The organism is Promicromonospora sp. AC04 (assembly GCF_003058225.1).
Classification (GTDB): Bacteria; Actinomycetota; Actinomycetes; order Actinomycetales; family Cellulomonadaceae; genus Promicromonospora.
Map to the genome: position 1 here is coordinate 463,069 of NZ_QBUG01000002.1, position 23,674 is coordinate 486,742.

General features: G+C 71.0%; 19 protein-coding genes. 5 read left to right on the plus strand and 14 right to left on the minus strand.

Going from position 1 to position 23,674, the window contains the following annotated elements; translation table 11 throughout:
- Positions 1-44: 44 nt before the first annotated feature.
- The 3 genes from C8K30_RS07550 to C8K30_RS07560 all read right to left on the minus strand — a co-directional run bounded on the left by C8K30_RS07550 (position 45) and on the right by C8K30_RS07560 (position 7,780).
- Positions 45-2,990, minus strand: coding sequence for a choice-of-anchor G family protein (locus C8K30_RS07550; protein ID WP_146197378.1), 2,946 nt, complete (start codon positions 2,988-2,990; stop codon positions 45-47).
- Between the two features lie 363 nt (positions 2,991-3,353).
- On the minus strand, positions 3,354-5,615 hold the full coding sequence (locus C8K30_RS07555; protein ID WP_146197379.1) for a helix-turn-helix transcriptional regulator: 2,262 nt from the start codon (positions 5,613-5,615) through the stop codon (positions 3,354-3,356).
- Between the two features lie 413 nt (positions 5,616-6,028).
- Positions 6,029-7,780, minus strand: a complete 1,752-nt coding sequence (locus C8K30_RS07560; RefSeq protein ID WP_108492270.1) for a bifunctional ADP-dependent NAD(P)H-hydrate dehydratase/NAD(P)H-hydrate epimerase — start codon at positions 7,778-7,780, stop codon at positions 6,029-6,031.
- Between the two features lie 96 nt (positions 7,781-7,876).
- On the opposite strand from C8K30_RS07560, the gene C8K30_RS07565 reads away from it, so the two are divergent.
- On the plus strand, positions 7,877-8,929 hold the full coding sequence (locus tag C8K30_RS07565) for a TIGR03560 family F420-dependent LLM class oxidoreductase (protein WP_108492271.1): 1,053 nt from the start codon (positions 7,877-7,879) through the stop codon (positions 8,927-8,929).
- Positions 8,930-9,070: 141 nt separating this feature from the next.
- On the opposite strand, the gene C8K30_RS07570 is transcribed toward C8K30_RS07565, so the two are convergent.
- Positions 9,071-9,421, minus strand: a complete 351-nt coding sequence (locus C8K30_RS07570; protein ID WP_108492272.1) for a holo-ACP synthase — start codon at positions 9,419-9,421, stop codon at positions 9,071-9,073.
- Positions 9,422-9,539: 118 nt separating this feature from the next.
- On the opposite strand from C8K30_RS07570, the gene C8K30_RS07575 reads away from it, so the two are divergent.
- A complete protein-coding gene (locus C8K30_RS07575; protein WP_158280957.1) occupies positions 9,540-11,168 on the plus strand; it encodes an RNA-guided endonuclease TnpB family protein in 1,629 nt (542 codons plus the stop codon).
- 368 nt (positions 11,169-11,536) lie between these two features.
- Here C8K30_RS07575 and C8K30_RS07580 read toward each other — a convergent pair whose 3' ends face one another.
- From C8K30_RS07580 to glmS, 3 genes are all read right to left on the minus strand, one after another.
- Positions 11,537-12,403 carry an alpha/beta fold hydrolase gene (locus C8K30_RS07580; protein WP_199230392.1) on the minus strand — a complete coding sequence of 289 codons (867 nt, stop codon included), beginning with the start codon at positions 12,401-12,403 and terminating at the stop codon, positions 11,537-11,539.
- A 70-nt stretch (positions 12,404-12,473) separates the two neighbouring features.
- Positions 12,474-12,839: a pyrophosphatase gene (locus tag C8K30_RS07585; protein ID WP_108492274.1), complete on the minus strand. Its 366-nt coding sequence runs from the start codon at positions 12,837-12,839 to the stop codon at positions 12,474-12,476.
- A gap of 65 nt (positions 12,840-12,904) precedes the next feature.
- Entirely contained in the window at positions 12,905-14,806 is a 1,902-nt protein-coding gene (gene glmS / locus C8K30_RS07590) for a glutamine--fructose-6-phosphate transaminase (isomerizing) (protein ID WP_108492275.1), read from the minus strand.
- Between the two features lie 123 nt (positions 14,807-14,929).
- Between glmS and coaA the strand changes: the two genes are divergently transcribed.
- Positions 14,930-15,925: a type I pantothenate kinase gene (coaA, locus tag C8K30_RS07595; protein WP_108492276.1), complete on the plus strand. Its 996-nt coding sequence runs from the start codon at positions 14,930-14,932 to the stop codon at positions 15,923-15,925.
- Here coaA and C8K30_RS07600 read toward each other — a convergent pair whose 3' ends face one another.
- The 4 genes from C8K30_RS07600 to rplM form a co-directional block, all read right to left on the minus strand.
- A complete protein-coding gene (locus C8K30_RS07600; RefSeq protein WP_108492277.1) occupies positions 15,926-16,666 on the minus strand; it encodes a DedA family protein in 741 nt (246 codons plus the stop codon).
- A gap of 182 nt (positions 16,667-16,848) precedes the next feature.
- Positions 16,849-18,213, minus strand: a complete 1,365-nt coding sequence (glmM, locus tag C8K30_RS07605) for a phosphoglucosamine mutase (protein ID WP_108492278.1) — start codon at positions 18,211-18,213, stop codon at positions 16,849-16,851.
- A gap of 214 nt (positions 18,214-18,427) precedes the next feature.
- Complete coding sequence (gene rpsI, locus C8K30_RS07610; RefSeq protein WP_108492279.1) at positions 18,428-18,913, minus strand: 30S ribosomal protein S9; 486 nt, start codon at positions 18,911-18,913, stop codon at positions 18,428-18,430.
- A 44-nt stretch (positions 18,914-18,957) separates the two neighbouring features.
- Entirely contained in the window at positions 18,958-19,407 is a 450-nt protein-coding gene (rplM, locus tag C8K30_RS07615) for a 50S ribosomal protein L13 (protein WP_108492280.1), read from the minus strand.
- A gap of 282 nt (positions 19,408-19,689) precedes the next feature.
- On the opposite strand from rplM, the gene C8K30_RS07620 reads away from it, so the two are divergent.
- Positions 19,690-20,115: a DUF5709 domain-containing protein gene (locus C8K30_RS07620; RefSeq protein WP_108492281.1), complete on the plus strand. Its 426-nt coding sequence runs from the start codon at positions 19,690-19,692 to the stop codon at positions 20,113-20,115.
- An 80-nt stretch (positions 20,116-20,195) separates the two neighbouring features.
- Here C8K30_RS07620 and truA read toward each other — a convergent pair whose 3' ends face one another.
- Positions 20,196-21,113, minus strand: a complete 918-nt coding sequence (truA, locus tag C8K30_RS07625) for a tRNA pseudouridine(38-40) synthase TruA (RefSeq protein ID WP_108492282.1) — start codon at positions 21,111-21,113, stop codon at positions 20,196-20,198.
- A gap of 38 nt (positions 21,114-21,151) precedes the next feature.
- Here truA and C8K30_RS07630 point away from each other — a divergent pair, with 38 nt between their 5' ends.
- Positions 21,152-21,913: an ROK family protein gene (locus C8K30_RS07630; protein ID WP_108492283.1), complete on the plus strand. Its 762-nt coding sequence runs from the start codon at positions 21,152-21,154 to the stop codon at positions 21,911-21,913.
- A gap of 69 nt (positions 21,914-21,982) precedes the next feature.
- Here the strand turns inward: C8K30_RS07630 and rplQ are convergent, their stop codons facing one another.
- Positions 21,983-22,519: a 50S ribosomal protein L17 gene (rplQ, locus tag C8K30_RS07635; RefSeq protein WP_108492284.1), complete on the minus strand. Its 537-nt coding sequence runs from the start codon at positions 22,517-22,519 to the stop codon at positions 21,983-21,985.
- A 55-nt stretch (positions 22,520-22,574) separates the two neighbouring features.
- The gene (locus C8K30_RS07640) at positions 22,575-23,591 is read right to left on the minus strand and encodes a DNA-directed RNA polymerase subunit alpha (protein WP_108492285.1); all 1,017 of its coding nucleotides are present in this window, start codon (positions 23,589-23,591) and stop codon (positions 22,575-22,577) included.
- Positions 23,592-23,674: the final 83 nt, after the last annotated feature.

Here is a 23,674-nt window from a genome sequence, read left to right on the forward strand (position 1 = left end):
TACTGCGTCAAGACACCTGCTTGCTGCGTCAGAGACTCAGCTCATCAGACGGCGGGCTTGTCGTCCGTCATCCGGCCCATCGCGGTTGCGAAGGCCTGGCTGATCTCGCGCCGGCGCTTGATCATGACCGCACCGGCACCGAGGAGCAGCACCGTGGCGGCGATGAGCGCCGTCACATTCGCACCCGTCGAGGCGAGGCCACCGCCGTCGCCGTCGCCGGCCCCAGCGGCCGTCTCCGTGACGACGTCGAACGTGGCAGTCGCGGAGTCACCCTCGACCGTGCTGACGGCGATGCCCTCGTGGGTACCGACGTCGAGCCGCTCGTCGACCGTGAACGTCCACTGGACGTTGCCGTCGCTGTCCGCAGCCTGGGGCTGCAGGGCGAATGCCTCCGAGTTGATGAGACCGACGACGACCTCACCCTCCTCGAAGCCCGAGGCGTAGAACGTCTGCTCGTCGCCCTGCTCAGCGGTCGGCTTTTCGAAGCGGGCCGTCAGATCGCGGCCGTCGCCACCGCCGAGCTGCTCGGAGACGACGATCGGAGTCTGCGCGCCCTCGCTGCCGTCGTCCGGCTGAGCGTCCACGATGATGACGCCCGGCGGGGTGCCCTCCGGGACCGTGATCGGCGTGGTGAAGCCGCAGTCCTCGTCGACGGTCACGTGGACCGGCTCACCGATCTTGTTGCCCTCGGTGTCCTGGAGCTGAACGGTGACGTCCACGCCGGCCGGGAAGCCCGTACCGGTGATGGTCACCTCGTCGCCCGCCGCGACGACCTTCGGCTCGGCCGTGATGGCCGGGTCCGAGCAGTCGCCCGGCGGGTTGGTGCCCGGGTCGAGGATCTCGAGCGGCGCCTCAGCACCCTCGCTGCCGTCCTCGGGCTCCGCGCCGACCACGTGGTCGCCGGGCTCGGCGTCCTCGGGGACGGTCAGGTCCGTGATGAAGCCGCAGGCCTCGTCAGGGGTGACCGTGACAGGCTCGCCGACCGGGTTGCCCTCGGCGTCGCGCAGCTGCACGACGACCGGGACGCCGGCCGGGAAGCCCTGGCCCACTACCGAGACGGTGTCGCCCGGGTAGGCGGCATTCGGCTCGACCGTCAGCGTCGGGTCCATGGCGCAGATGTCGGAACCGGAGACAACGGCCAGCGGGGCCTCAGCGGCCTCACCGGTCGTGTCGTCGGTGCCGACGACCGTGTAGTCGCCGAGCTCGGCGTCCGCCGGAACCGGGACCGGGACGGTGAAGCCGCCCTCGGCGTCCGTGTCGACCGCGATCGGGTCACCCACGGGGTTGCCCTCGGGGTCCTCCAGCTGCACCGTGGCGGTCGAGTCCGGCGTGTAGCCCTCGCCCGTCGCGATGGTCGACTGACCAGGCGCGACAGAACCCGGGTTCACCGTGAGGGTCGGGTCGATCTCGCCCGAACCGTCGTCCTCGGACTGGAAACGCACAGCGGCGTTGCCCAGGTTGATCCGCGCGACCTCGTTCTCCGGCAGCAGGGCGATGCTCAGTGCCGACAGGTCGAACGAGGTGACCACCGCTGCGGACGCGGCCGCGGTGGAGGTCTGGGTCACGGCGTCGGAGGTCTCCGTCACCTGACGGTTGATCGTGATCGAGAGGACCTGCGCCAGCACGTCGAAGACCGGCGAGAGCATCTCGCGGACCGGAGCCGTGATGGAGTCCGTCTTGAGGTCGTTGATCAGCAGCTCGAAGATGTTGTCACCCTCGTCGCTGATCAGCAGGTCGTACACCGGGCCAAGGATCGGCGCGAGCGCACCGCCCGTGGTGTTGATGGTGTTCACCAGGACCGTGGCGATCGGGGCCATCGTGCCCGTGCTGTTGTTCACGGCCTCGGGGAAGTCGCCGTTCACGGCGTCGGCCAGCGGGAGCGCCCACGACACGTCGAGGGTGCCGAGCGGCCCCTCCTCGTAGAAGGCGAGGTTGATCGTCACCGAGTTCAGCGAGTCCTCGATCGCGCCGATGAGGATGCGGGTGACTTCCTGCATCAGCTCGTGCACGGTCTCCGCGATCAGCGGGTAGGTCGTGTCGTCGATGAGCTCGTAGTTCGGCGGCAGCTCGTTGAGGCCGCCCTCGGTCTCATCGGGGTTGTCCACCAGCTTGTCGAGGTGGATCTCCAGCTGACCGGTCGACAGGTCGATGGTGATCAGCTGGTTCGCCGAGGTGATCGGCTCCCCCACGACGGACTGGAACAGGTTCTCCTGCATGTTGCTGTCCACGGTGATCGTGGGCGTCGGAACACCCGGGACCGCGTCGAACAGGCCGGTCAGCGCGCTGCTGTCGAGGTTCTCGTTGACGAGGTTCTCGACGGTCGTGTCGATGGTGCCGCCGATGTCGTAGATCGACGAGGCAGCGTTCTCGATGACCGGGGAGTGCAGGAACAGGTCCGCGTCGCCGACGCGGTACTGGCCGGGGCCGCTCACGCCGTCCTGGTCCAGGAGCACGCCGTCCTCGGCGGTGACCTCAGCCGCACCAGCGCCGACTTCCAGCAGCAGCTGGTCGACGATCTGGTCCGTAAGGCCGTCGACGCCCAGCAGGCGCGCGGCCGACAGGACGTCAACGGACGCCTTGCCGAAGTCCTCGGTCTCGCCGTCCAGGGTCACGCCGCCGTCCGCGCCGAGCAGGCCGGACACCGCGTGCGCGTCAACCGCGGACGACGCCTCGCTCTTGCTGGCCAGCGCACCGAGCTGACCGTAGTCCAGGATCTCGTCGAGGGGGACCTCGACGTCACCGAGCTGGACGAGCTCCGAGCCGAGCAGCTCGACGTTGAGGTTGCCCTCGTTCGCACCCGGGTTCGACTCGGAGCCGGCGTCCGAGTAAGCGGCTGCAAGCAGCGCCTTCTTGAAGAGCGTCGAGTCGAGGACGCTCGCAGCGGCCTCGGCCGGCTCGTCCGGGTAGTTGTTCACTGCGACCGCAGGCAGTCCGGTGGCCGAGACCACGACTGCCGTCGCCGCGACGGTCACCAGGGATCGGCGCAACATGACGCCACCCCTCCGACGTCGGCGTGACGGTACTTGCGTTCGGTTCAAAAGAACTCACTCCTCAATCAATCGCGCTTCAAGTAGAGAAAGCGTCCGGATCGGTACGTGATCACGTCCGGTTCGTCGGGGCGGTGGCGCAAGACACACCGGCTCCCGGCCCTTAGGGAACAGCGGTTCTCAGGGACCTGCCAGGCAGGGCGGTAATCGTGCGCTGACGCAACGGAACGCAAATCGGGGTGCGCTCGAACCGATCCGAGGCGCGACCATTGCAGCCACACGCGTATCGGCGGAGAGAAGTGAAGGACGTCCGAAATGCCGGGTGAAAAGTAGCGGCAATAGCGGGTGAAATTCTGCGTTGGTGCGTTACCCGCTGACGAGCCAGGCCGGCGGCCTGGTCTCGGCCAGGCGCACCAGATCTCTGCGATCCCGGATGCCGAGCGTCGCGTACGCCCGGCGCAGCCGGTTGACGACGGTCCGCTCGGACACGAACGTCGCCTGCGCGATCTGCGAGTTGGTCGCACCGTGCACCGCGAGCCGGACCATCTCCCGCTCGTGCCTGCCGAGCACCTCCCACTCGGGGTCCGTGCCACCGCTCGCATCGGCCTCGGCGAGGAACACGTCGATGCCCCGCAGCCACCCGGCCATCCCGGCCAGGCGCACCAGCGTCCGGGCCTCGTCGAGCATCGCGGTGCCGGTCGCCCGGCCCCCGCGCGTCACGGCGTACCGGCCGTACGCCACCAGCATGCGTACGCGCTGCCAGGGCGACATGGGCGCCGGCGGGGCGTGCAACGCGGCCTCGAACGTGGCCGACGGCGTGCCGTCGTCGGCCAGGAGGGCGCCGAGCCTGGAGTAGGCGGCCGCGACGTCCGCCGCCGACCGTTCCTCGGGCGCGACCGGCGGCTCGAGGAGCCGCTGGGTACGTGGCCCCACCTGACCGGGCGGCGACGACGCCATGACCGCCTCCACGAGGTCGCACCGCACCTGCACGCGCCCCCGGTAGGGCCAGGCGCAGTGCTCGAGCGCGATGGTCAGCAGCGCGACGGCCCCTTCCGCCTGCCCGACGACGAGGTGGGCCGCGCCGAGGTCGGCGGCGTACTCGCCGAGCGCCCGCGCCGACCAGCTGCCCGCCTGGGCGGGCATGGTGCTCGCCGGGACGGTGCCGTCGACCACCGCGTCGGCCGACGCGCGCAGCCCACGGGCCGGCAGCCACTCGTCCACCGACGGGCGCAGCTCCGCCGCGTGCGCGAGATGCGCCCGGACGTCGATGGCCCGCCCGTCGAACGCCGCGACCCGGGCCGCCGCGAGGTCGCGCGCCACGATCTCCGCCACCGTGCTCCCCGACGACGCGCCGGAGTGGTCGGCGAGGAGGCTGCGGGCGCCCGCGACGTCGCCGAGCATCAGCAGGGCGCGCACCTGGATGTCGACGCCCACCCAGTCCTGGCCGGGTGTGGCCCCGATCAGCCGCAGGTCGGCGCGGAGCCCGCTCGGGTCCGGCAGGTCGCCGGTGTCCTCCAGGCGCAGCAGCGTCACCGCCACGCGTGCGCCCGCGGCGCGGGCCTCCCCGTCGACGCCCACGGGGTCGCGCCACCACAGGTGGTCCGTCCACTCCGGGCCCACCCCGTCCGGCGTCAGCGGGCCGTCGCGGTGGTCCGCCCACGCACGGCCCGTCATCAGGGACACGCCGACGGCGCGCGCCGCCAGGCGCGGGTCGGGGCTCGCCGCGACCACCGCCCAGGGGCGGGCCGGCAGCTCGTCCAGGTGCAGCCCGTCGAGGATGCTCGCCGCCGTGCCGGGCCCGGTCACGCCCCGGTCCACGACGTAGGCCTCGTGGCCGTCCGCATGGCCGTCCGCTCCGCGCGCCTCCCGGCACAGCAGGGACAGCAGCGGGTGCCGCACTGTCGAGCGCCCGTCCCTGCGGGCCACGGCGACGCCACCCAGGTGCACGGCCGCGAGCGCGGTCATCGTCGCCGGGTCGAGGCCGGCCAGCATCGCGCGGTAGGCGCGCCGGGCCGCGGAGCCGACGGTGTCGGGCCCGGTCCACGAGGCGTCCCCGCGCAGCTCGGCGGCGCTCAGCGAGCCCGCCAGCTCGAGCGCGAGCCGGGGGTTGCCCGCGCTCCACCAGCGCAGGTGCTCGACGACGTCGGCCGCCACCGGGACGCTCAGCTCCATGTCGAGCACGCGCCGCAGGGACCCCCTGTCGAGCGGGCCCAGCTCGAGCACCTCGACGTCGTCGGAGAGCGGCTCGACGGCGATGCTCCGCACGGCGGCGATGACCCGCCAGTCCTGCCCGTACGCCTCGTCCGCCAGGTGCTGCAGCCAGCGCGCGCGTTCCGCGGTCAGCACCCCGACGTCGTCGACGAAGAGCACGCGCGGCCCGGTACCGCCGTCGGCCGCCCAGGCTGACACCGCACGGAGGAACCCCGCCGCGTCGAAGTCGGAGCCGTGCTCCGGGTGGTCGGGATGGGACCAGGCCGACAGGTCGATGCGCCGCCTGTTCTCCAGGTCGTGCGCCGACGGCCGGGGCGAGCACGGCCGGACCACCCGCACCGCCGACGACCCCGCACCGACCAGCTTCAGCGCGTGGAGCACCGTCGCCGTCTTGCCGATCCCGCTCAGTCCGCGCACGACAAGGACCGTCGGGTCCAAGTCGGTTGCGAAGTGCCCGATGACCCGCAGCTCTCGATCACGCCCGTGGACCACGTGGTCCCTCCCCCTGCTGCCTGCCTGGCTCCTGCGTGCCCACGACGTCGCCGTAGGCATGGCCACGGAAGGCCCGTAACTCGATGGCACGCACACCCCAATTCACGACTCACATGAATACCGCTAAGGGACGCCACGGGAGTCTATGACAAGAGATAAATCGTGCAGGGTGAGGGTGTGATACGGGAAATTACGGCTCTTCCTGGCGCATCTCGGGCGGGTACAAGAAACGCGCAGGCTCCAGAAATGCGTCCGCAATGGCCGCTTCAGAAGCGCTCTGGCGACACGCCGGCGGACCGATCATTTCCTGCCTGTCGGTATCCGGGCGGGCGACGTCGTCAGGCGCCCAGCAGCTCGGCGAGCACAGCGGGCACCGCCTGGGCGATCTCCAGCGCGGCGACCGGCCCGCCCCCTGACGCCCGCGCCGCCGCCCGGCCGTGCACGAGGACCGCGGCGGCCGCGAGCCGAGCCGCGAGCGTCTCGTCCTCGACGACGTCGGCGGAGCGGCCGGCGAGCAGCGCCCCCAGGATGCCCGCGAGCACGTCGCCCGACCCGGCGGTCGCGGTCCAGGCCGGCGCGTCAGCCTGCGCGTACGCGGCGCCCGGGCCGGCCACCACCGTGATCGCGCCTTTGAGCAGCACCGTCGCGCCGGTCGCCTGGTGCGTCGTCCGCACCCAGTGCAACGGCCGCGCCTCGACGGCCGCCCGGTCGACGTCGTGCCCGAGCTCCTGCAGCAGCTCCGCCAGCTCGCCGGCGTGCGGGGTCAGGACCGCCCACGCCGGAAGCCGGTGCTCCAGCATCGTGAGCGCGCCCGCGTCGATGACGGCGGGCATCCGGCCGCCGGTCACGTCCTCGGACAGCACCCCGGTCACGGCCGCGAGCGCCCCGAAGATCCGGCGGGCCTGGCCGTCGTCGTCGGTGTCGTTCTCCGGGTCGACCGCGGGGACGCCCGGCCCCAGGACCCAGGCCTGGACCCGGCCGCCCGCGACGACCACCTCCGGGCGGGCCAGCAGCACGCGCGTGCCGACGGCCTCCGGGCCGAGGTAGCGCACCATGCCCGCTCCGGCGCGCACGGCGCCCGACGTCGCGAGCACCGCGGCGCCCGGGTAGGTGCCCGTGCCCGCGATCACGCCGACCACGCCCCGCGTGTACTTGTGGTCGTGGGCGGTTGGCGCGGGCCACAGGGCGGCCACGTCGGCCGGCTCCAGCCGCTGCACCTTGCCCGACCCGGTGTCGTCGCCGCCCATCGCGTGCCGGCCCATCGCCACGCGCTGCGCAGCGCTGGCCCACGGGTCGGACCCCGAAGCGGTGGGGAAGCCGACGTCGATCAGCTCGACCTCGCCGGCAAGGTGGGCCGCCGGGGGCAGGAGCAGGCCGGGCTTGAGCGCGCCGAACGTCACGGTGCGGTCCGCGCGCAGGACTGGGCCGAGCACGACGCCGTCGTCCACGCCGATGCCGCTCGGGATGTCGACGGCGACCGTGTACGGCCACCGCTCCCCTGCCGCCTCGCGGGCCTCGGCGAGAGCGCGCACGAGGCCGCCGGCCGGGGGCCGAAGCGCGCCCCGCGCGCCGACGCCGACCAGGCCGTCCAGCACGACGTCGGACGCGAGGGCGGACTGGACTACGGACGGGACCCGGACGTCGGCGAGCGTCACCACGTGCCCGCCCGCGGCCTCGAACGCCGCGAGGCCCTCCTCGTGTGCCTTCGTGGACGCGAGGACCGCCGTCGCCGTCATGCCGCGCCGGGCGAGGTGCGCGCCGGCGAACAGGGTGTCGCCGCCGTTGTTGCCGGGGCCGACGAGCAGCAGAGCGCGCGCACCGCGCACGTCGCTCCGGGTGCCGGCCGCGCGGCCGGGGCGGATCCGGGCGGTGCCGGGGAGTCCGTCGGAGCCGAGGCTGCCGCGCAGGCGAACGCCGTTCGGGCGGGCGGCCGGGCGGCCCGTGGAGCGCCCGTCGACGGGCCGGGCCGCCACCTCCCGGAGCACCGCCTGGGCAAGGGCGTACGCCGCCCTGGCCATGAGCGGCTCGCCCGCGGCGATCAGCGGCTCTTCGGCCTTCCGTACCTCGTCGGAGCTCCACGCGTCTTTCACAGCCCTATAGTGCCGCTTCCTTCGCCGTCCGAGGTACCACCCGGGCATTTTGGACCGCCCCTCCCGTCCGGAACCCGGTCGGCATAGGGTCGGGACATGCGATTCGGACTATTCATCCCGCAGGGCTGGCGCCTCGACCTGGTCGACATCGCGCCCGCCGACCAGTGGGCTTCCATGCTGTCCCTTGTGCACCGCGCGGAGAACCAGGCCGCCGGCGAAGCCGTTCCCGGCGGCGAGTTCGCCTGGGAGTCGGCATGGGTCTACGACCACTTCCACACCGTCCCCCAGGTGACCACCGAGGCCACGCACGAGGCCTGGTCCCTCATGGCCGCGTTCGCGGCAGCCACGCAGCGCATCCGCCTGGGCCAGATGTGCACCTGCATGGCGTACCGGAACCCGGCCCACCTCGCCAAGGTCGCCTCGACCATCGATACGATCTCGGGCGGCCGCGTCGAGATGGGCATCGGCGCCGGCTGGTACGAGCACGAGTGGCGCGCCTACGGCTACGGCTTCCCGTCCGCGGGCGAGCGCCTGCGCGCGCTCGACGAGGGCGTGCAGATCATGGCGAACATGTGGCGCACCGGGTCCTCGGGCAAGTTCGAGGGCAAGCGCTACCAGGTCGACGGCGCGCTGTGCTACCCGCAGCCGCTGCAGCAGCTCCCGGTGGGCGACGGCGGCGCCGAGGTCCCGTCGATCCCGCTGTGGATCGCCGGCGGCGGTGAGAAGAAGACGCTGCGCATCGCCGCGCAGCACGCCCAGTACACCAACTTCGACGGCTCGCCCGAGGGGTTCGCGCACAAGTCGAGCGTGCTCGAGGCGCACTGCAAGGACGTGGGCCGGGACTTCGGCGAGATCACCCGGTCTGCCGACTACAACGTGGTGATCGGCGAGACGGAGGCCGACGTCGCGGACCGCCTGGCCTGGATCGAGGCGCACCTGCGCAAGTGGGCCCCCGAGAAGGCCGAGCAGGAGCTCAACACCTGGCGGAGCGGGCTGCTGACCGGGACGCCCGAGCAGATCACCGAGCGGCTGCAGAGCATGCGGGCGCGCGGCCTGGAGTACGCGATCACGTACTTCCAGGAGGCGGCCTACGACCAGACGGGCCTCGAGCTCTTCGAGAAGCAGGTCATCCCGGAGCTCCAGCAGTAGTCCCGACCTCCTGCCGCCCGTCGGCGTGATCTCGAAGGGTCCGCTTCCAGAACACGATCGGGCTTGGGTTTCCCGAGAAATCCGGGCCAGATCGTGTTCTCGAAGCGGACCTTCAGATCCAGCAGCCGACGACGGGCCGGCTCAGCCCTCCGCGATCACCATCGCCGACGCGATGCCTGCATCGTGGGAGATCGTGATGTGCCAGGTGCGCACACCGAGCTCGGCGGCCCGGGCGGCAACGGTGCCGCTCGCGTCGATCCGGGGCGGACCGCCCACCGTGCGGTGCACCGTGACGTCATGCCACTTGAGGTTCCCGGGGGCGCCGAGCGACTTCGCGATGGCCTCCTTCGCCGCGAACCGGGCAGCCAGGGACGCCGGCGGCAGCTCGCGCTCCGCCTCCGTGAACAGCTTGTCGCGCAGCCGGGGCGTGCGGTCGAGGGTGTCCATGAACCGGTCCACGTCGACCACGTCGATGCCCGTCCCGATGATCATGGCCTCAGCCTAGGGCGTGTTTCGGAATGGGTTGCGGTCCGGTGGTGGTTGGCTGGTTCGTCCCGGCGTATAGAACAGGTGTGCGGCTTGGTGATGGGTCGGTGGCAGGATGGCGGCCATGGCAAGGCACACGTCGTTCCGGTTCTGTCTCGACCTGTCGGTCGAGCAGGAGCGTGTGCTGTCGCGGCATGTCGGGGCGGCCCGGTTCGCGTTCAACCAGGCGTTGCGGCTGCACAAGGACGCGCGCGCCATGGCCGACCGCGAGCAGAGCTCGGCGCCTGGTTCGGGGCCCGGCTCGGGGGCGGCGTCCGACGACGATGGTGCTCCCTCCGACATTGACGACTCTCGCGGTGGGCCGGGGGTGCCGTGGTCGGGCTTCGATCTGATCAATGCGTTCAACGCGTGGAAGCGGTCCGAGGCTGCGGGGCGCCGGTTCGTCGTCGGTCCTGACGGGACCACGGACCTGGTGGTCACGGGTCTGGTATGGCGCGACCAGGTCCTGGCGCAGGTGTTCGAGGAAGCCGCCGTCGACCTGGGCCGCGGGCTGAAGGCGTGCAAAGACTCACGGACCGGGGCCCGGAAGGGGCCACGGGTCGGGTTCCCGCGGTTCAAGAAGAAGAGCCATGCGGGTGGGTCGTTCCGGATCCGGAACAAGACCACCGGTGGCCGGTCGAGCATCCGCGTCGGCAACAAAGGTGGTCAGGGCGGAAATGGTGCGCGGTCGGTGACGTTGCCGAAGATCGGGACGTTGCGGGTGCGGGAGGACACGCGGCGGTTGCGCAGGATGATCGCTACGGGCCGGGCCCGGATCCTGTCGGTGACGGTGTCCCGGGGAGTGAACCGGTGGTGGATCTCCATCACCGTCGAGGCCGCCGATCTCCATCCTGCGGCGCGGCACACGCCCCAGCCTGACCGGCCCACGGACATCGACGTCGGACAGGACAACACGCAGCACGGCAAGGCCCAGGGTGAGCAGGGATGGGTAGGGGTGGATCGTGGCCTGCATGACCTGGCGGTCGCCGGCTCGTCCGACGGTACCGAGGTCCTGCGGGTCACCAACCAGCGCGCGTTGCGGCGAGGCCTGCCCCGCCTGCGCCGTCTGTCCCGGGCCGCGTCCCGGAAGAAGAGAGGATCGAAGAACCGCCTTAAGGCTGTCGTGCGTCTGGGACGGCAGTACGCCCGGATCCGCGACCGTCGAAACCACTATCTGCATCAGGTGTCCAACCAGCTGGTCAAGAACCACGCCCAGCTGGTCCTGGAAGACCTGAACATCACCGGCATGACGAGCAACCGCAAGCTGTCCCGCGCCATCTCGGACGCGGCATGGGGTGAGCTGGCCCGGCAGGTCACCTACAAGCAGGCCTGGCGCGGCGGACACGTCATGCTCGCGGACCGGTGGTTCCCGTCGTCCAAGACCTGCTCGTCCTGCGGCACCCTCCGCAAGGCCCTGACACTCAAGGACCGCGTCTTCGCGTGCGGTACGTGTGGGCATGTCATGGACCGGGATCTGAATGCCGCACTCAATCTCGCCGCCTGGGCCGAGAACCACACCCCCACCACCACAACAGCAAGCACTGCTGCTGCGAGCGATGCGGGGCGCGATGCAGCCCGGGTCGGGGACCGTCAGGCAGCCGGCCCCGTCAACAACGCCCACCGACAGGACACCCCCACCCACCCCGGTTCTCGCGACCGTGGCGGCAAGGGACTGAATGACGTGGGAACCAGTCAGACCGCACCCGCGGCCTGAACTCTGGACGCCCGAGAAGGGCGGTGCTTCACAGACCATCTCCATTGTGAAACACGCCGTAGGTCCCCGTCGGCCGCCGCCTGGTCCATCCGCCTGTTCCGCCCCGGGTCTTGCGCGAGATGACCGCTTTGGGGCACCCTGATACCGTAATGCAGAGGTAAAGGTGGCGCCTGCATCGTACCGGCAGCGCGCCACTTTTCATGCGTAGGAGGTAGCCATGACGGAGGACGACGACAAGCTCCCCTTCCCCGTGATCATGGTCGTCGTCTTCGGCGTCGTGATCGCCGCGATCGTCACGCTGCTGGTGTTCGTCGCCGCGTCGAGCTGACGCCCCTGCTGGCGCGCCGGCTCAAGCGCCGCCGTCCGACTCAGGCGGTCCGACTCAGGCGGTCCGACTCAGGCCGGGCGGCTCGGCGCGCCTCCTCGACGCGGTCGAGCCACTCGCCCACGAGCGCCTCGAACAGCCCGGGTTGCTCGATGTTCAGTGCATGCCCCGCGCGATCCAGCACGGCGAACGTCGCCCGCGGGTAGTGCTCCAAGAGGTCCCACGCGTCGCGGTAGCCGGTCATCGAGTCCTGGCGCCCGACGACGATCAGCGCCGGCTTGTCGAACGGCGCGGGTTCGACCGGGAAGGTACCCGCATAGCTCGCCCCGATCCGCGCGGTCACCACCGGGTCGGCAATGGCAAGTCCGGGGTCCACCTCCTGGCGCGCCCGCTCCCACGTCTCCTCGGTCTGCACCACGAGGACCTCCTCCGCCTCGAGCGCCTCAACCCCGATCCGCTCGACCAGCCCCGAGTCACGAACCAGCACCCGGCGCCCCGGGAGCTGCCGCAGCTCGTGGCGCGGCTCGACCAGCATCACGACGGTGGCCAGGCCCGCCACCCGTTCCGGGTCGGCGGCGACGAGCCCCCGCGCCATGTACCCGCCGTACGACTGCCCGACGACGACGTACGCGCCCTCGGGCACCAGCGCCTCGACCGCTCCACGCAGGATCCGGAAGACGTCGTCGGTGCTCCCGACGTCGGGCGCCGCCGTCCGGCCCATGCCCGGCAGGTCGACGTAGATACGACGCCAGCCCGGCCGGTCCGCGAAGACCGGCTCGAACGCACCGGTCATGATCCGGTGGTCCACCGGGAACCCGTGAATCATGACCGCTGTGCTCACCCCGGGACCCGTCGATGACCCGTGCTCCACGTAGTGCACCCGGACCCCGTCGACCTCCACGTACGCCATCCGTGCTCCTCTCATTGGGCCACTGCGGTTCGTTGGGCCACTGCGGTGTCCGGCCCGTCAGACCCAGACCCTAGACGGGGTCACCGACATCCCGGATACCCGCGGTGTCCTCCGGCCGGACCAGGTGTCCCCAGCGGAACCACTTGCGCTCCAGCTCCCCGGACAGGTCGACGTCGAACCGCCGGGCGACGAGCAACAGCTGCGCCAGGGCGTCCGCGACCTCGCCGCGGAACGCATCACGCGTCTCGTCGTCGGACAGGCCACGGTCCCGGGAACGGCCGGAGAGGTTGAGGAACGCCTGGGTGAGCTCGCCGACCTCCTCGTGCAGCTTCAGCACGAGCCAGTCGTCCGTGCGCTCCACGCCGTGCACCCGCGCGTAGACGCGGCTGATGATCTCGACTTCGTCGGAGAGGTCAGAGAGCTTGTTGAGGTCCACGCCGCCGAGCGTGCCACAACGGGTGCGCTCACCACTTGCGGGCCGGCGGCCCGGGCCACGATCGGCTACTCGACCGTCACCGACTTCGCGAGGTTGCGCGGCTGGTCCACGTCCAGGCCCTTCGCCGTCGCCAGCGCCATCGCGAAGATCTGCAGCGGCACCACGGCCAGCAGCGGCTGGAGCAGCGTGGGTGCCTGCGGGATCCAGAAGATCTCGTCGGCGTACTTGCGCACCTCGTCGTCGCCGTCCTCCGCGATCACCAGGGTGCGGGCGCCGCGCGCCCGGATCTCCTGGATGTTGGAGACCACCTTGGAATGCAGGGAGTCGCGGCCGCGCGGCGAGGGCACCACCACGAACACGGGCTGCCCCTCGTCGATCAGCGCGATCGGCCCGTGCTTGAGCTCGCCCGCGGCGAAGCCCTCCGCGTGGATGTAGGCGAGCTCCTTGAGCTTGAGCGCGCCCTCCAGGGCCACCGGGAACCCGACGTGCCGCCCCAGGAACAACACCTTGTCGGACTTCTCCATCGACCGGGCGGTCGCGCGCACGTACTCGCCGCGCTCGATGACCGTCTGGATCTTGCGCGGCATGTCCCGCAGCTCGTCGAGCAGCGTGGCGATCTCGTCGGGGAACTTGTTGCCGCGCAGCTGCGCCAGGTACAGGCCGAGCACGTAGGCGGCGGTGATCTGCGCCAGGAACGCCTTGGTGGAGGCGACGGCGATCTCCGGGCCGGCGTGCGTGTACAGCACGGCGTCGGACTCGCGCGGGATCGTGGAGCCGTGGGTGTTGACGATGGAGATCACCTTGGCGCCCTGCTCCCGCGCGTGCCGCACGGCCATCAGGGTGTCCATGGTCTCGCCGGACTGAGTCACGGCGACCACCAGGGTGCGCTCGTCGACGATCGGGTCGCGGTAGCGGAACTCGTGCGCCAGCTCGACCTCGACGGGGATGCGGCACCAGTGCTCGATCGCGTACTTGGCCACGTGCCCGGAGTAGGCGGCCGTGCCGCAGGCGATCACGATGATCTTGTTCACCGCGCGCAGGATCGACTCGTCGATGCGCAGGTCGTCCAGCACGAGCGCGCCCGCGGCGTCCGTGCGGCCGAGCAGCGTGTCGGCGACGGCCTGCGGCTGGTCGTGGATCTCCTTGTCCATGAAGGACGCGAAGCCGCCCTTCTCCGCGGCGGCCGCGTCCCAGTCCACGGTGTAGCGCTTGGCCTCGGCGGGCTTGCCGTCGAAGTCCGTCACGGTCACGGACGTCGGCGTGATGGTCACCACCTGGTCCTGACCCAGCTCGAGGGCCTCCTTGGTGTGCGCGATGAACGCGGCGACGTCGGACCCCAGGAAGTTCTCGCCCTCGCCGAGCCCCACCACGAGCGGGGAGTCGTGCCGGGCGCCCACCACGGTCTCGGGAGCGTCGGCGTGCACAGCGAGCAGCGTGAACGTGCCCTCGAGGCGGCCTGCGGCGGCCGTCATGGCCTCCGTCAGGTTCCCCGTCTCGCGGTACGCCTTGGCCACCAGGTGAGCCGCCACCTCGGTGTCGGTCTCGGAGCGGAACGTCACGCCGTCGAGCAGCAGCTCAGCCTTGAGCTGGGCGAAGTTCTCCACGATACCGTTGTGGATCACGGCGAGCCGGTCGCCGTCGGCCAGGTGCGGGTGGGCGTTCGCGTCGGTGGGGCCGCCGTGCGTGGCCCAGCGCGTGTGCCCGATCGCGGCGGTGGCCTCGGGCAGGGGGTCGTGGTCGAGGACCTCGATCAGGTTGGCGAGCTTGCCGGACTTCTTGGCCCACGCGACGCCGTCCAGCCCGGGCGCCACGAGCGCCACGCCGGCCGAGTCGTAGCCGCGGTACTCCAGGCGGCGCAGTCCCTCGATGGCAACGTCGAGTGGCGTGCCCGACGGCGAGGCAGCACCCCGGGCGTCGCCGTCCGCCATAGTCGCTGCAGTTCCCGTGTAACCAACGATCCCACACATGCGGGCGAGTCTAACGAGGGTTCTCGTCCGCCCCGCATGACGGGGCTCACAGGGCGGCTGTGCCGCCCGCCACGGGCAGCCGAACCGCGACGGGTGGCGATTCCCCGCGCCAGGTGGGGCACAATGCTGCAGGTGGTGTCACAGTTCTCGACGACGGACCTCGGTGAGCACCTGCTCGCCCTCGCCCCGTCCTCACCCTACGTGGATCTCGACCGTGCGGCCTGGAGCCGCCTCTCGGCATCCACCCCGCTGCCGCTGACCGACGACGACGTCGAGCGCCTGCGCGGACTCGGTGACCCGATCGACCTGGCCGAGGTCGACGCGATCTACCGCCCCCTGTCGCGCCTGCTCAACCTCTACGTGCAGGCCACCGGCGGCCTGCACGACGCGACGTCGACCTTCCTGCACGAGGACCCGCCCCGCACCCCGTACGTCATCGGCGTGGCCGGGTCGGTGGCGGTCGGGAAGTCGACGACGGCGCGCGTCCTGCGCGAGATGCTCGCCCGATGGCCCGAGACGCCGCGCGTCGAGCTCATCACCACCGACGGGTTCCTCTACCCGAACGCGGAGCTCGAGCGGCGGGGACTGATGGAGCGCAAGGGCTTCCCGGAGTCGTACGACCGGCGCGCCCTGATCCGGTTCCTGTCCCGGATCAAGGCCGGCCAGGCCGAGGTGCGCGCACCCGTGTACTCGCACGTCATCTATGACATCGTGCCCGAGCTGGAGGTGGTGGTCCGCAAGCCCGACGTGCTCATCGTCGAGGGCCTGAACGTGCTGCAGCCGGCCCGGCCGTCCGCCGTCGACGAGTCGACCGTCGCGGTGAGCGACTTCTTCGACTTCTCGATCTACGTGGATGCCCGCACGCGGAACATCCGCCAGTGGTACGTGGACCGGTTCCTCGAGCTGCGCCGCACCGCGTTCACCAAGCCGGACTCCTACTTCAAGCGGTATGCGTCGCTCTCCGACCAGGAGGCCACGGACCGGGCCCTGAAGATCTGGGAGTCCATCAACGCGCCCAACCTCGAGCGGAACATCCTGCCCACGAGGGGCCGCGCGACCTTGGTGCTCACCAAGGGCTCGGACCATGCGGTGCAGCGGGTCCGCCTGCGCAAGCTCTAGTCAGCGGTCGCCCGCGGGCTTGCCCGCGTCGTCGTCGGCCGGGACGGCGAGCTCGGCGACGACCTCGGGGACGCCCGCCGGGACGGCGACCTTCTGGTCGGCGTCGTCCGGCGTCTCGTCGAGATGCCGGTGCGAGAACCAGCCCACCACCTTGTCCACGATGAAGCCCATCACCACGCCCAGCACCACGCCGATGCCGATGGCCAGCAGCGGGTCGTGACCGAGCCACTGCGCGGCGACCAGGCCGATACCTGCCGAGTAGAGGGCCCACATGACCGCCGCGATCGCGGCGATGACCATGAACCGGCGTCGCGGGTAGCCGACGGCGCCCGCCGTCATGTTCACTGCCACGCGGCCGATCGGGATGTAACGTGCCGCCAGGATGAACGAGGCTCCGCGGCGGGCCAGTGCGCGCTCCGCCCAGGCCACGGCCCGGCGTCCGCGCGGCGACTGCAGGAACGGCACGCGGTCGGTGCCGATCATGAGCCCGATCTGGTACGCGATCTGGTCGCCCACCCACGCACCGGCCGCCGCGGCGACCAGCACGAGCCACATCCAGGGCGTGCCCGTGCTGTGCGCGGAGACCGCCAGCGTGATCACCACCGACTCGCTCGGCAGCGGCGGGAAGAAGCCGTCGATGGTCGCGAACGCGAACATGGCCGGGTAGATCCACGGCGAGGCAGCCATCGCGAGGATCCAGGCCTCGGTGGCGCCTAGCAGTGTGGAGATGAGTTCGAGCACGGGACCTCGGAAGTCTCGGCCGGGCACTACCCGGGGTGAAAGTGCGGCACCTCATAGTGCCTAGTGCCAGCCTACGCAAGGGGTACCCCTGAATCGCATCAGGGGACCCCCTGGTAGAACCCCGCTTCCAAGGATTCACGGGCCGTTCACGCCTGCCTCGCCACTGCGGCGGCGCGAGCTACCTACAGTGAGAGCCGCTCCCGCACGACGGCGGCGAGGTCCTCCGCGACCTTGTCCGCCTCGTCCTGGGCCGGGGCCTCGACCATGACGCGCACCAGCGGCTCCGTGCCCGACTGGCGCAGGAGCACCCGGCCGGTGTCGCCGAGCCGCGCGGCCGCGTCGGCCACGGCCGTCTGGACGCCCTCGTCCGTACCGGCCCGGGACTTGTCCACGCCACGCACGTTGACGAGCGTCTGCGGCAGGCGCTCGATCTCACCCGCAAGATCACCCAGTCGCTTGCCCGACGCCTTGACCCGCGCCGCGAGATGCAGCGCCGACAGGACGCCGTCGCCGGTCGTCGCGTGGTCGGCCAGGATGATGTGGCCCGACTGCTCGCCGCCCAGGCCGAAGCCCTTGGCCCGCATCTCCTCCAGCACGTACCGGTCGCCGACGGCGGTCTGCACCGTCGTGATGCCCCGCTCCCGCATCGCGAGGATCAGGCCGAGGTTGCTCATCACCGTCACGACCAGGGTGTCGCCCGGCAGGCGCCCCTCCTCCTTGAGCGCGGTGGCCAGGATCCCGAGGATCTGGTCGCCGTCCACGATGGCGCCGGTGTGGTCGACGGCGAGGCAGCGGTCGGCGTCGCCGTCGAACGCGACGCCGAAGTCCGCCTCGGACGCCACGACGACGGCCTGCAGCTGCTCCGGGTGCGTGGAGCCGCACTTCTCGTTGATGTTCCGGCCGTCCGGGCTGGCGTTCATCACCACGACGTCGGCGCCCGCGGCGCGCAGCGCCTCCGGGCCCACCTCGCTGGCGGCGCCGTTCGCGCAGTCGAGCGCGATCCGCAGCCCTTCGAGGGGCCGGTGGTCCGGGGTGGTGCCGACGCTGTCGGTCAGGTGCCGCACGTAGCGCTCGGCGGCCGCCTGGCCGTCCGTGCGGATGCGCCCGACGCCGGCGCCCGTCGGGCGCTCCCAGTCGTCGCCGAGGGTGGCCTGGATGGCGTCCTCGACGGCATCGTCGAGCTTGAGCCCGCCGCGGGCGAAGAACTTGATGCCGTTGTCCGGCATCGGGTTGTGCGAGGCGGAGACCATGACGCCGAGGTCGGCTTCCAGCTCGGTCACGAGATAGGCCAGCGCGGGCGTGGGCAGCACGTTGAGCATCACCACGTCCACGCCGGCGGACGCGAGACCCGCAGCGACCGCGCCGGCGAGGAACTCGCCCGAAGCGCGCGTGTCCCGCCCGACGACGGCCCGCGGTCGCGGGCCCAGCAGCTCACCTTGCGCCGTCAGGACCCGCGCGGCGGCGGCGCCCAGCTCCAGCGCCAGCTCCGCCGTGATGTCCCTGTTGGCGAGGCCCCGAACTCCGTCGGTGCCGAACAGCCTGCCCATGCCGGTTCTCCTCAGATCGTCCGGATCCCACCGTAGCGGGCTCCCGCGCATGCCGACCGTGCTGTCGGCCGCGCTTCCTCGAGCGGAAACGCGGCTCCGGGGCCCGTTCTCGGCCCGGACCTGCGTTCCGGCTTGTCGTCAGCCTGGCAACACAGATGGCCCCGCCGAACAGTGTCGACACTGTTCGGCGGGGCCACCCAGCCAAGCGCTTGGATCAGCGCTTCGAGTACTGCGGAGCCTTGCGGGCCTTCTTGAGACCGGCCTTCTTGCGCTCGACCTTGCGGTCGTCACGCGTGAGGAAGCCGGCCTTCTTCAGCTCGGCGCGGTTCGCGTCCTCGTCGATGGCGTTCAGCGCACGGGCGATGCCCAGGCGCAGCGCACCGGCCTGGCCCGACGTGCCGCCACCCGTGATACGGGCGATGACGTCGAAGCGGCCCTCGACCTCGACCAGCTGCAGCGGGGAGTTCACCAGCTGCTGGTGCACCTTGTTCGGGAAGTACTCCTCGAGGGTGCGGCCGTTGACCTTCCAGGTGCCGGTACCGGGGACGAGGCGCACGCGCGCCACGGCCTCCTTGCGGCGCCCGAGGGCCTGGCCCGGGGCGGTGATGGACGAACCGCGCGTTGCGGGCGCAGCAGTCTCGGTGGTGTAGTTGCTGGGCGTCTCTGCGCCCTGCTCGATTTCGACGGTGGTCTCGGCCACTGTGGTGTCCTCGCGTCCTTCAGCGTTGCGATCCGGCAGCGGCGTCAGGCCTGCTGCGAAACCTGGGTGATCTCGAACGGCTTGGCCTGCTGCGCCGTGTGCGGGTGCTCAGAGCCTGCGTAGACCTTCAGGTGGGTCATCTGCGTCCGACCGAGCGAGGTCTTGGGGATCATGCCGCGCACGGCCTTCTCGATGGCGCGCTCCGGCTTGGTGTCCAGGAACTCGCCGTACGGGGTGGCAGTGAGGCCGCCCGGGTAGCCCGAGTGGCGGTAGGCAAGCTTCGTCTCACGCTTGTTGCCGCTCAGCGCGACCTTGTCCGCGTTGATGATGATGACGAAGTCACCACCGTCGACGTGCGGGGCGAAGGTCGGCTTGTGCTTCCCGCGCAGCAGAATGGCGACCTGGCTTGCCAGGCGGCCCAGGACGACGTCGGTCGCGTCGACGACGTACCAGTCGCGCTGGACGTCGCCGGGCTTGGGGGTGTACGTACGCACGGTTCGTAACCTTTTCGTTTTCGGTGTCGTCGGGCGAGAAGCAGCGCCCGAAGAGTCAGGTCGTTGTGCGCGGGGGTCAGAATGACGTCCGGGCCGTTCGTCGGCACGCGAGTGGGCTCGCTGCTGACGCAGGACGTCGGTGACAAAGCACAACGACTCATTAGAGTACCTGCCAGTTTCCCCAGGGGTCAAAGCGTGGGCGCCAACCGGGCAGGAAAGTGGGCATGAGGTTCGACACGTCTGCCTGTGGCGTTCGCGCCGAACTGGTGCCACGGTAGGAGCATGACCGAGGAAACCCCAGCCACGATGCCCGGACCGGACGGGATCGCAGAGGGCGACAGCGACCAGCTCTCGTCCGAGGACAGCCTCTACAGCCGGGGCCTGAAGGACGCGCTCGACGAGGGCTACTCCCCGCCCGACCGCCCCCGCAAGAACCACTGGGGCGAGACCTCGTGGGAGGAGCGGCACGGCGAGCCGATCGACCAGCGCCTCAACGAGGAGGAGCCGGACATCTGGCAGGTCGACCCGCTCGACCGCGCCGACACGTCCCGCGCGGGACGGCTCATCTCCGACCCCGACGCGGACCCGGGCAGCTACGCGGCCGAGGACGGCACCCGCCAGAACGACCTGTACGGCATGGACGCGGGCATCGACGGCGCGGGGGCGAGCGCCGAGGAGGCCGCGGTCCACTGGGTCGAGGAGCCATGACGCCGAGATAGAACGGCAGCGAAGTAGAGCTGTGGCGAGATGGAACCTGGCGGAAGCCGTGGTTCGATCTCGCCACAGTTCTACTTCGCCGGGACCTGCTCGTCCCAGACGTCCTCGTCCATCCGCTTCGTCCGGACAGCGTCGGCTCGGGCCGCGAGCTCGGCGTCCGGCGGGAACGTGATCTCCTCCAGGCACAGGCCTTCGGGCGGCACGACGAAGACGCCCGCGTCCCGCCGTCGGCTCGCCAGGAGCACCGCGGGCCAGCTCACGGGGCGGCGTCCCTCCCCCACCGCTATCGACGCGCCCACGAGCGCGCGCACCATGTTGTGGCAGAACGCGTCGGCGACGACGTGCGCGACGGCGAGCCCGGCGTCGGGCCCCTCGGCGGGCCGCTCCCAGGCGATGCGCTGCAGCTCGCGGATGGTCGTGGCCCCGGGCCGGGGCTTGCAGTAGGAGGCGAAGTCGCGCACGCCGGTGAGCGGGCGGACGGCGGCGTCCATCGCTGCGACGTCGAGCGGCTTGCGGGTCCACAGGACGTGCCTGCGGCGCAGGGGGTCGCGCAGCGCGACGTCGTCGGCGATCCGGTAGGTGTAGCGGCGGCGCAGCGCGGAGAAGCGCGCGTCGAAGCCCCTGGGGGCCGGTGCGGCCCTGCGCACGACGACGTCGCCGGGGAGCACGCCCGTCAGGCGGGACACCAGAGCCTCCTCGGGGGTGCGACCGGAACGCCCCGCACGGCCGGGCAGCCCGGCCCAGTCGGCGGCCTCGATGTCGACGTGCGCCACCTGGCCACGCGCGTGGACACCCGAGTCGGTGCGGCCGGCGACCGTGAACCGCGGCGTCGGCCGGCCGCGCTGCTCGCTGCGCAGGACCCGCGCGAGACCGTCCTCGAGGGCGCCCTCCACGGTGCGCAGGCCCGGCTGGCGCGCCCAGCCGGCGAAGTCCGTCCCGTCGTAGGCGAGGTCGAGCCGGACCCTGATGAATTCGTTCACGAAAGTCATCTTCCCCGATCCCCCGCGAAGGTTCGTAAAGTGACGTCATGGCAGACACCCTCACCCTCGCGGTCGACTGTGGCGGTGGCGGGATCAAGGCCGCCGTCCTCGACTCGTCCGGGACCGCCCACGCAGCACCCGTCCGCGTGCCTACGCCCTACCCGCTGCCGCCCGAGCTGCTCGTCGACACGATCGCGAAGATCGCCACCGACCTCCCCGCGGCCGCGCGGGTCACGGTCGGCATGCCCGGCATGATCCGCAGCGGCGTCGTCGTGCACACGCCGCACTACATCACCCGGTCGGGGCCACGCTCGCGTGTCGTGCCCGCTCTCGTCGACGCGTGGCGCAGCTTCGACATGCAGGCAGCGGTCGCGCAACGCCTCGGGCTCCCCGCGCTCGTCCTGAACGACGCCGAGGTGCACGGCGCGGGCGTGGTCGCGGCGTCGGGTCTCGAGCTCGTGATCACGCTGGGCACCGGCCTCGGGACGGCGATGTTCCACGGCGGGCGCATCGCACCGCACCTGGAGTGGTCGCACGCCCCGGTGCGCCGCAACCTCACGTACGACCAGTACATCGGTGAGCCCGAACGACGTCGGCTCGGGGACGGGCTGTGGTCGCGGCGTGTGGTCACCGTCGTCGACGGGCTGCGGCCCGTCTTCCACTGGGACCGGCTCTACATCGGGGGCGGCAACTCGCGGTGCATCACGCCGTCGGCCCTCGCCCGCCTCGGCGACGACGTCGTCATCGTGCCGAACTCCGCCGCGCTGGTGGGCGGCGCGCGAGCCTGGGACCTCCCACCATCCACCTGAACGACGACGCCGGGCCGCACCTTCCGTAGGGAAGGTGCGGCCCGGCGTCGTGCAGGGAGAGAAGGAGGCTCAGGCCTCCTTCTTGTCCTCCGTGGTCTCCTCGGCGGGAGCGTCCTCGACCGGGGCGTCCTTGACGTCCTCGGCCGGGGTCTCCTCGACGACGGCGTCCTCGACCGGCTCGTCAGCCACGGGCGCAGCCTTCTCGGCGGCCTTGGTGGCCTCCTTGACGACGGCCTGCTTGGGGCTCACGGGCTCGGTGATGAGCTCGATGACCGCCATCGGCGCGTTGTCGCCCTTGCGGGTGCCGATCTTGGTGATGCGCGTGTAGCCACCGTTGCGCTCGGCCATGGCCGGGGCGATCTCGGTGAAGAGCGTGTGCACCACGCCCTTGTCACGAACGACCGTGAGCACGCGGCGACGGGCGGACAGGTCGCCCTTCTTCGCGAACGTGATCAGGCGCTCAGCCAGCGGACGCAGGCGCTTGGCCTTGGTCTCGGTGGTCGTGATGCGGCCGTGCTCGAAGAGCGAGGTCGACAGGTTCGCGAGAATCAGGCGCTCGTGAGCCGGGCTACCGCCGAGCCGCGGACCCTTGGTGGGGGTAGGCATTACTTGTCTCCTTGGAAGTGGTTCCGCGCGCCCGGCCTAGGCCGGGCGCGGGACGTCAGTACGACTGCTCGTCGCCGCTGTAGGCCGCGGAGTCGCCACCCTCGAAGTACGAAGCGCCGGCCGGATCGAAGTCCAGCGGCGAGTCCTTGAGGCTGAGGCCCAGCTCGGCCAGCTTCTCCTTGACCTCGGTGATCGACTTCGCACCGAAGTTGCGGATGTCGAGCAGGTCCGCCTCGCTGCGAGCCACGAGCTCGCCCACCTGGTGGATGCCCTCACGCTTGAGGCAGTTGTACGAACGGATGGTGAGGTTGAGCTCCTCGATCGGCAGCGCCAGGTCCGCGGCCAGCGCGGTGTCCGTCGGCGACGGGCCGATCTCGATGCCCTCGGCCTCTACGTTCAGCTCACGTGCCAGGCCGAACAGCTCGACCAGGGTCTTGCCAGCCGATGCGAGCGCGTCGCGAGGCGTGATCGCCTGCTTGGTCTCGACGTCGACGATGAGCTTGTCGAAGTCGGTGCGCTGCTCGACTCGGGTGGCCTCGACCTTGTACGTGACCTTGAGGACCGGCGAGTAGATCGAGTCGACCGGGATGCGCCCGATCTCCGCGTCGAACTGCTTGTTCTGCGCGGCGGACACGTACCCACGGCCCCGCTCGACGGTCAGCTCGATCTCGAGCTTGCCCTTGTCGTTCAGGGTGGCGATGTGCAGGTCGGGGTTGTGCACCTCGACGCCCGCCGGCGGAACGATGTCCGCGGCGGTCACGGTGCCGGCGCCCTGCTTGCGCAGGTACATCACGACGGGCTCGTCGTTCTCCGAGGAGACGACGAGGTTCTTGATGTTGAGGATGATCTCGGTGACGTCCTCCTTCACGCCCGACACGGTGCTGAACTCGTGCAGCACGTTGTCGATACGGATGGACGTGACGGCCGCGCCCGGGATGGACGACAGCAGGGTGCGACGCATCGAGTTGCCGAGCGTGTAGCCGAAGCCAGGCTCGAGCGGCTCGATGGAGAAGCGGGAACGGCTCTCCGAGATGACCTCTTCGGTCAGCGTGGGGCGCTGTGCGATGAGCACTGTGGGTGTCCTTTCAGTGTGCGTCCGCTATATGACGCATCACGGCCTTGCGATCTCTCGCGGCTCGGACGGATCTCTGTCAC

Excerpts from the sequence above, each read along its gene's own strand:
- rplQ (WP_108492284.1), bottom strand. The coding sequence starts at position 22,519 with ATGCCTACCCCCACCAAGGGTCCGCGGCTCGGCGGTAGCCCGGCTCAC.
- C8K30_RS07575 (WP_158280957.1), top strand. The coding sequence starts at position 9,540 with ATGGCAAGGCACACGTCGTTCCGGTTCTGTCTCGACCTGTCGGTCGAG.
- C8K30_RS07550 (WP_146197378.1), bottom strand. The coding sequence starts at position 2,990 with ATGTTGCGCCGATCCCTGGTGACCGTCGCGGCGACGGCAGTCGTGGTC.
- C8K30_RS07565 (WP_108492271.1), top strand. The coding sequence starts at position 7,877 with ATGCGATTCGGACTATTCATCCCGCAGGGCTGGCGCCTCGACCTGGTC.
- C8K30_RS07570 (WP_108492272.1), bottom strand. The coding sequence starts at position 9,421 with ATGATCATCGGGACGGGCATCGACGTGGTCGACGTGGACCGGTTCATG.
- C8K30_RS07580 (WP_199230392.1), bottom strand. The coding sequence starts at position 12,403 with ATGGCGTACGTGGAGGTCGACGGGGTCCGGGTGCACTACGTGGAGCAC.
- C8K30_RS07630 (WP_108492283.1), top strand. The coding sequence starts at position 21,152 with ATGGCAGACACCCTCACCCTCGCGGTCGACTGTGGCGGTGGCGGGATC.
- glmM (WP_108492278.1), bottom strand. The coding sequence starts at position 18,213 with ATGGGCAGGCTGTTCGGCACCGACGGAGTTCGGGGCCTCGCCAACAGG.
- coaA (WP_108492276.1), top strand. The coding sequence starts at position 14,930 with ATGCTGCAGGTGGTGTCACAGTTCTCGACGACGGACCTCGGTGAGCAC.
- glmS (WP_108492275.1), bottom strand. The coding sequence starts at position 14,806 with ATGTGTGGGATCGTTGGTTACACGGGAACTGCAGCGACTATGGCGGAC.
- truA (WP_108492282.1), bottom strand. The coding sequence starts at position 21,113 with ATGACTTTCGTGAACGAATTCATCAGGGTCCGGCTCGACCTCGCCTAC.
- C8K30_RS07620 (WP_108492281.1), top strand. The coding sequence starts at position 19,690 with ATGACCGAGGAAACCCCAGCCACGATGCCCGGACCGGACGGGATCGCA.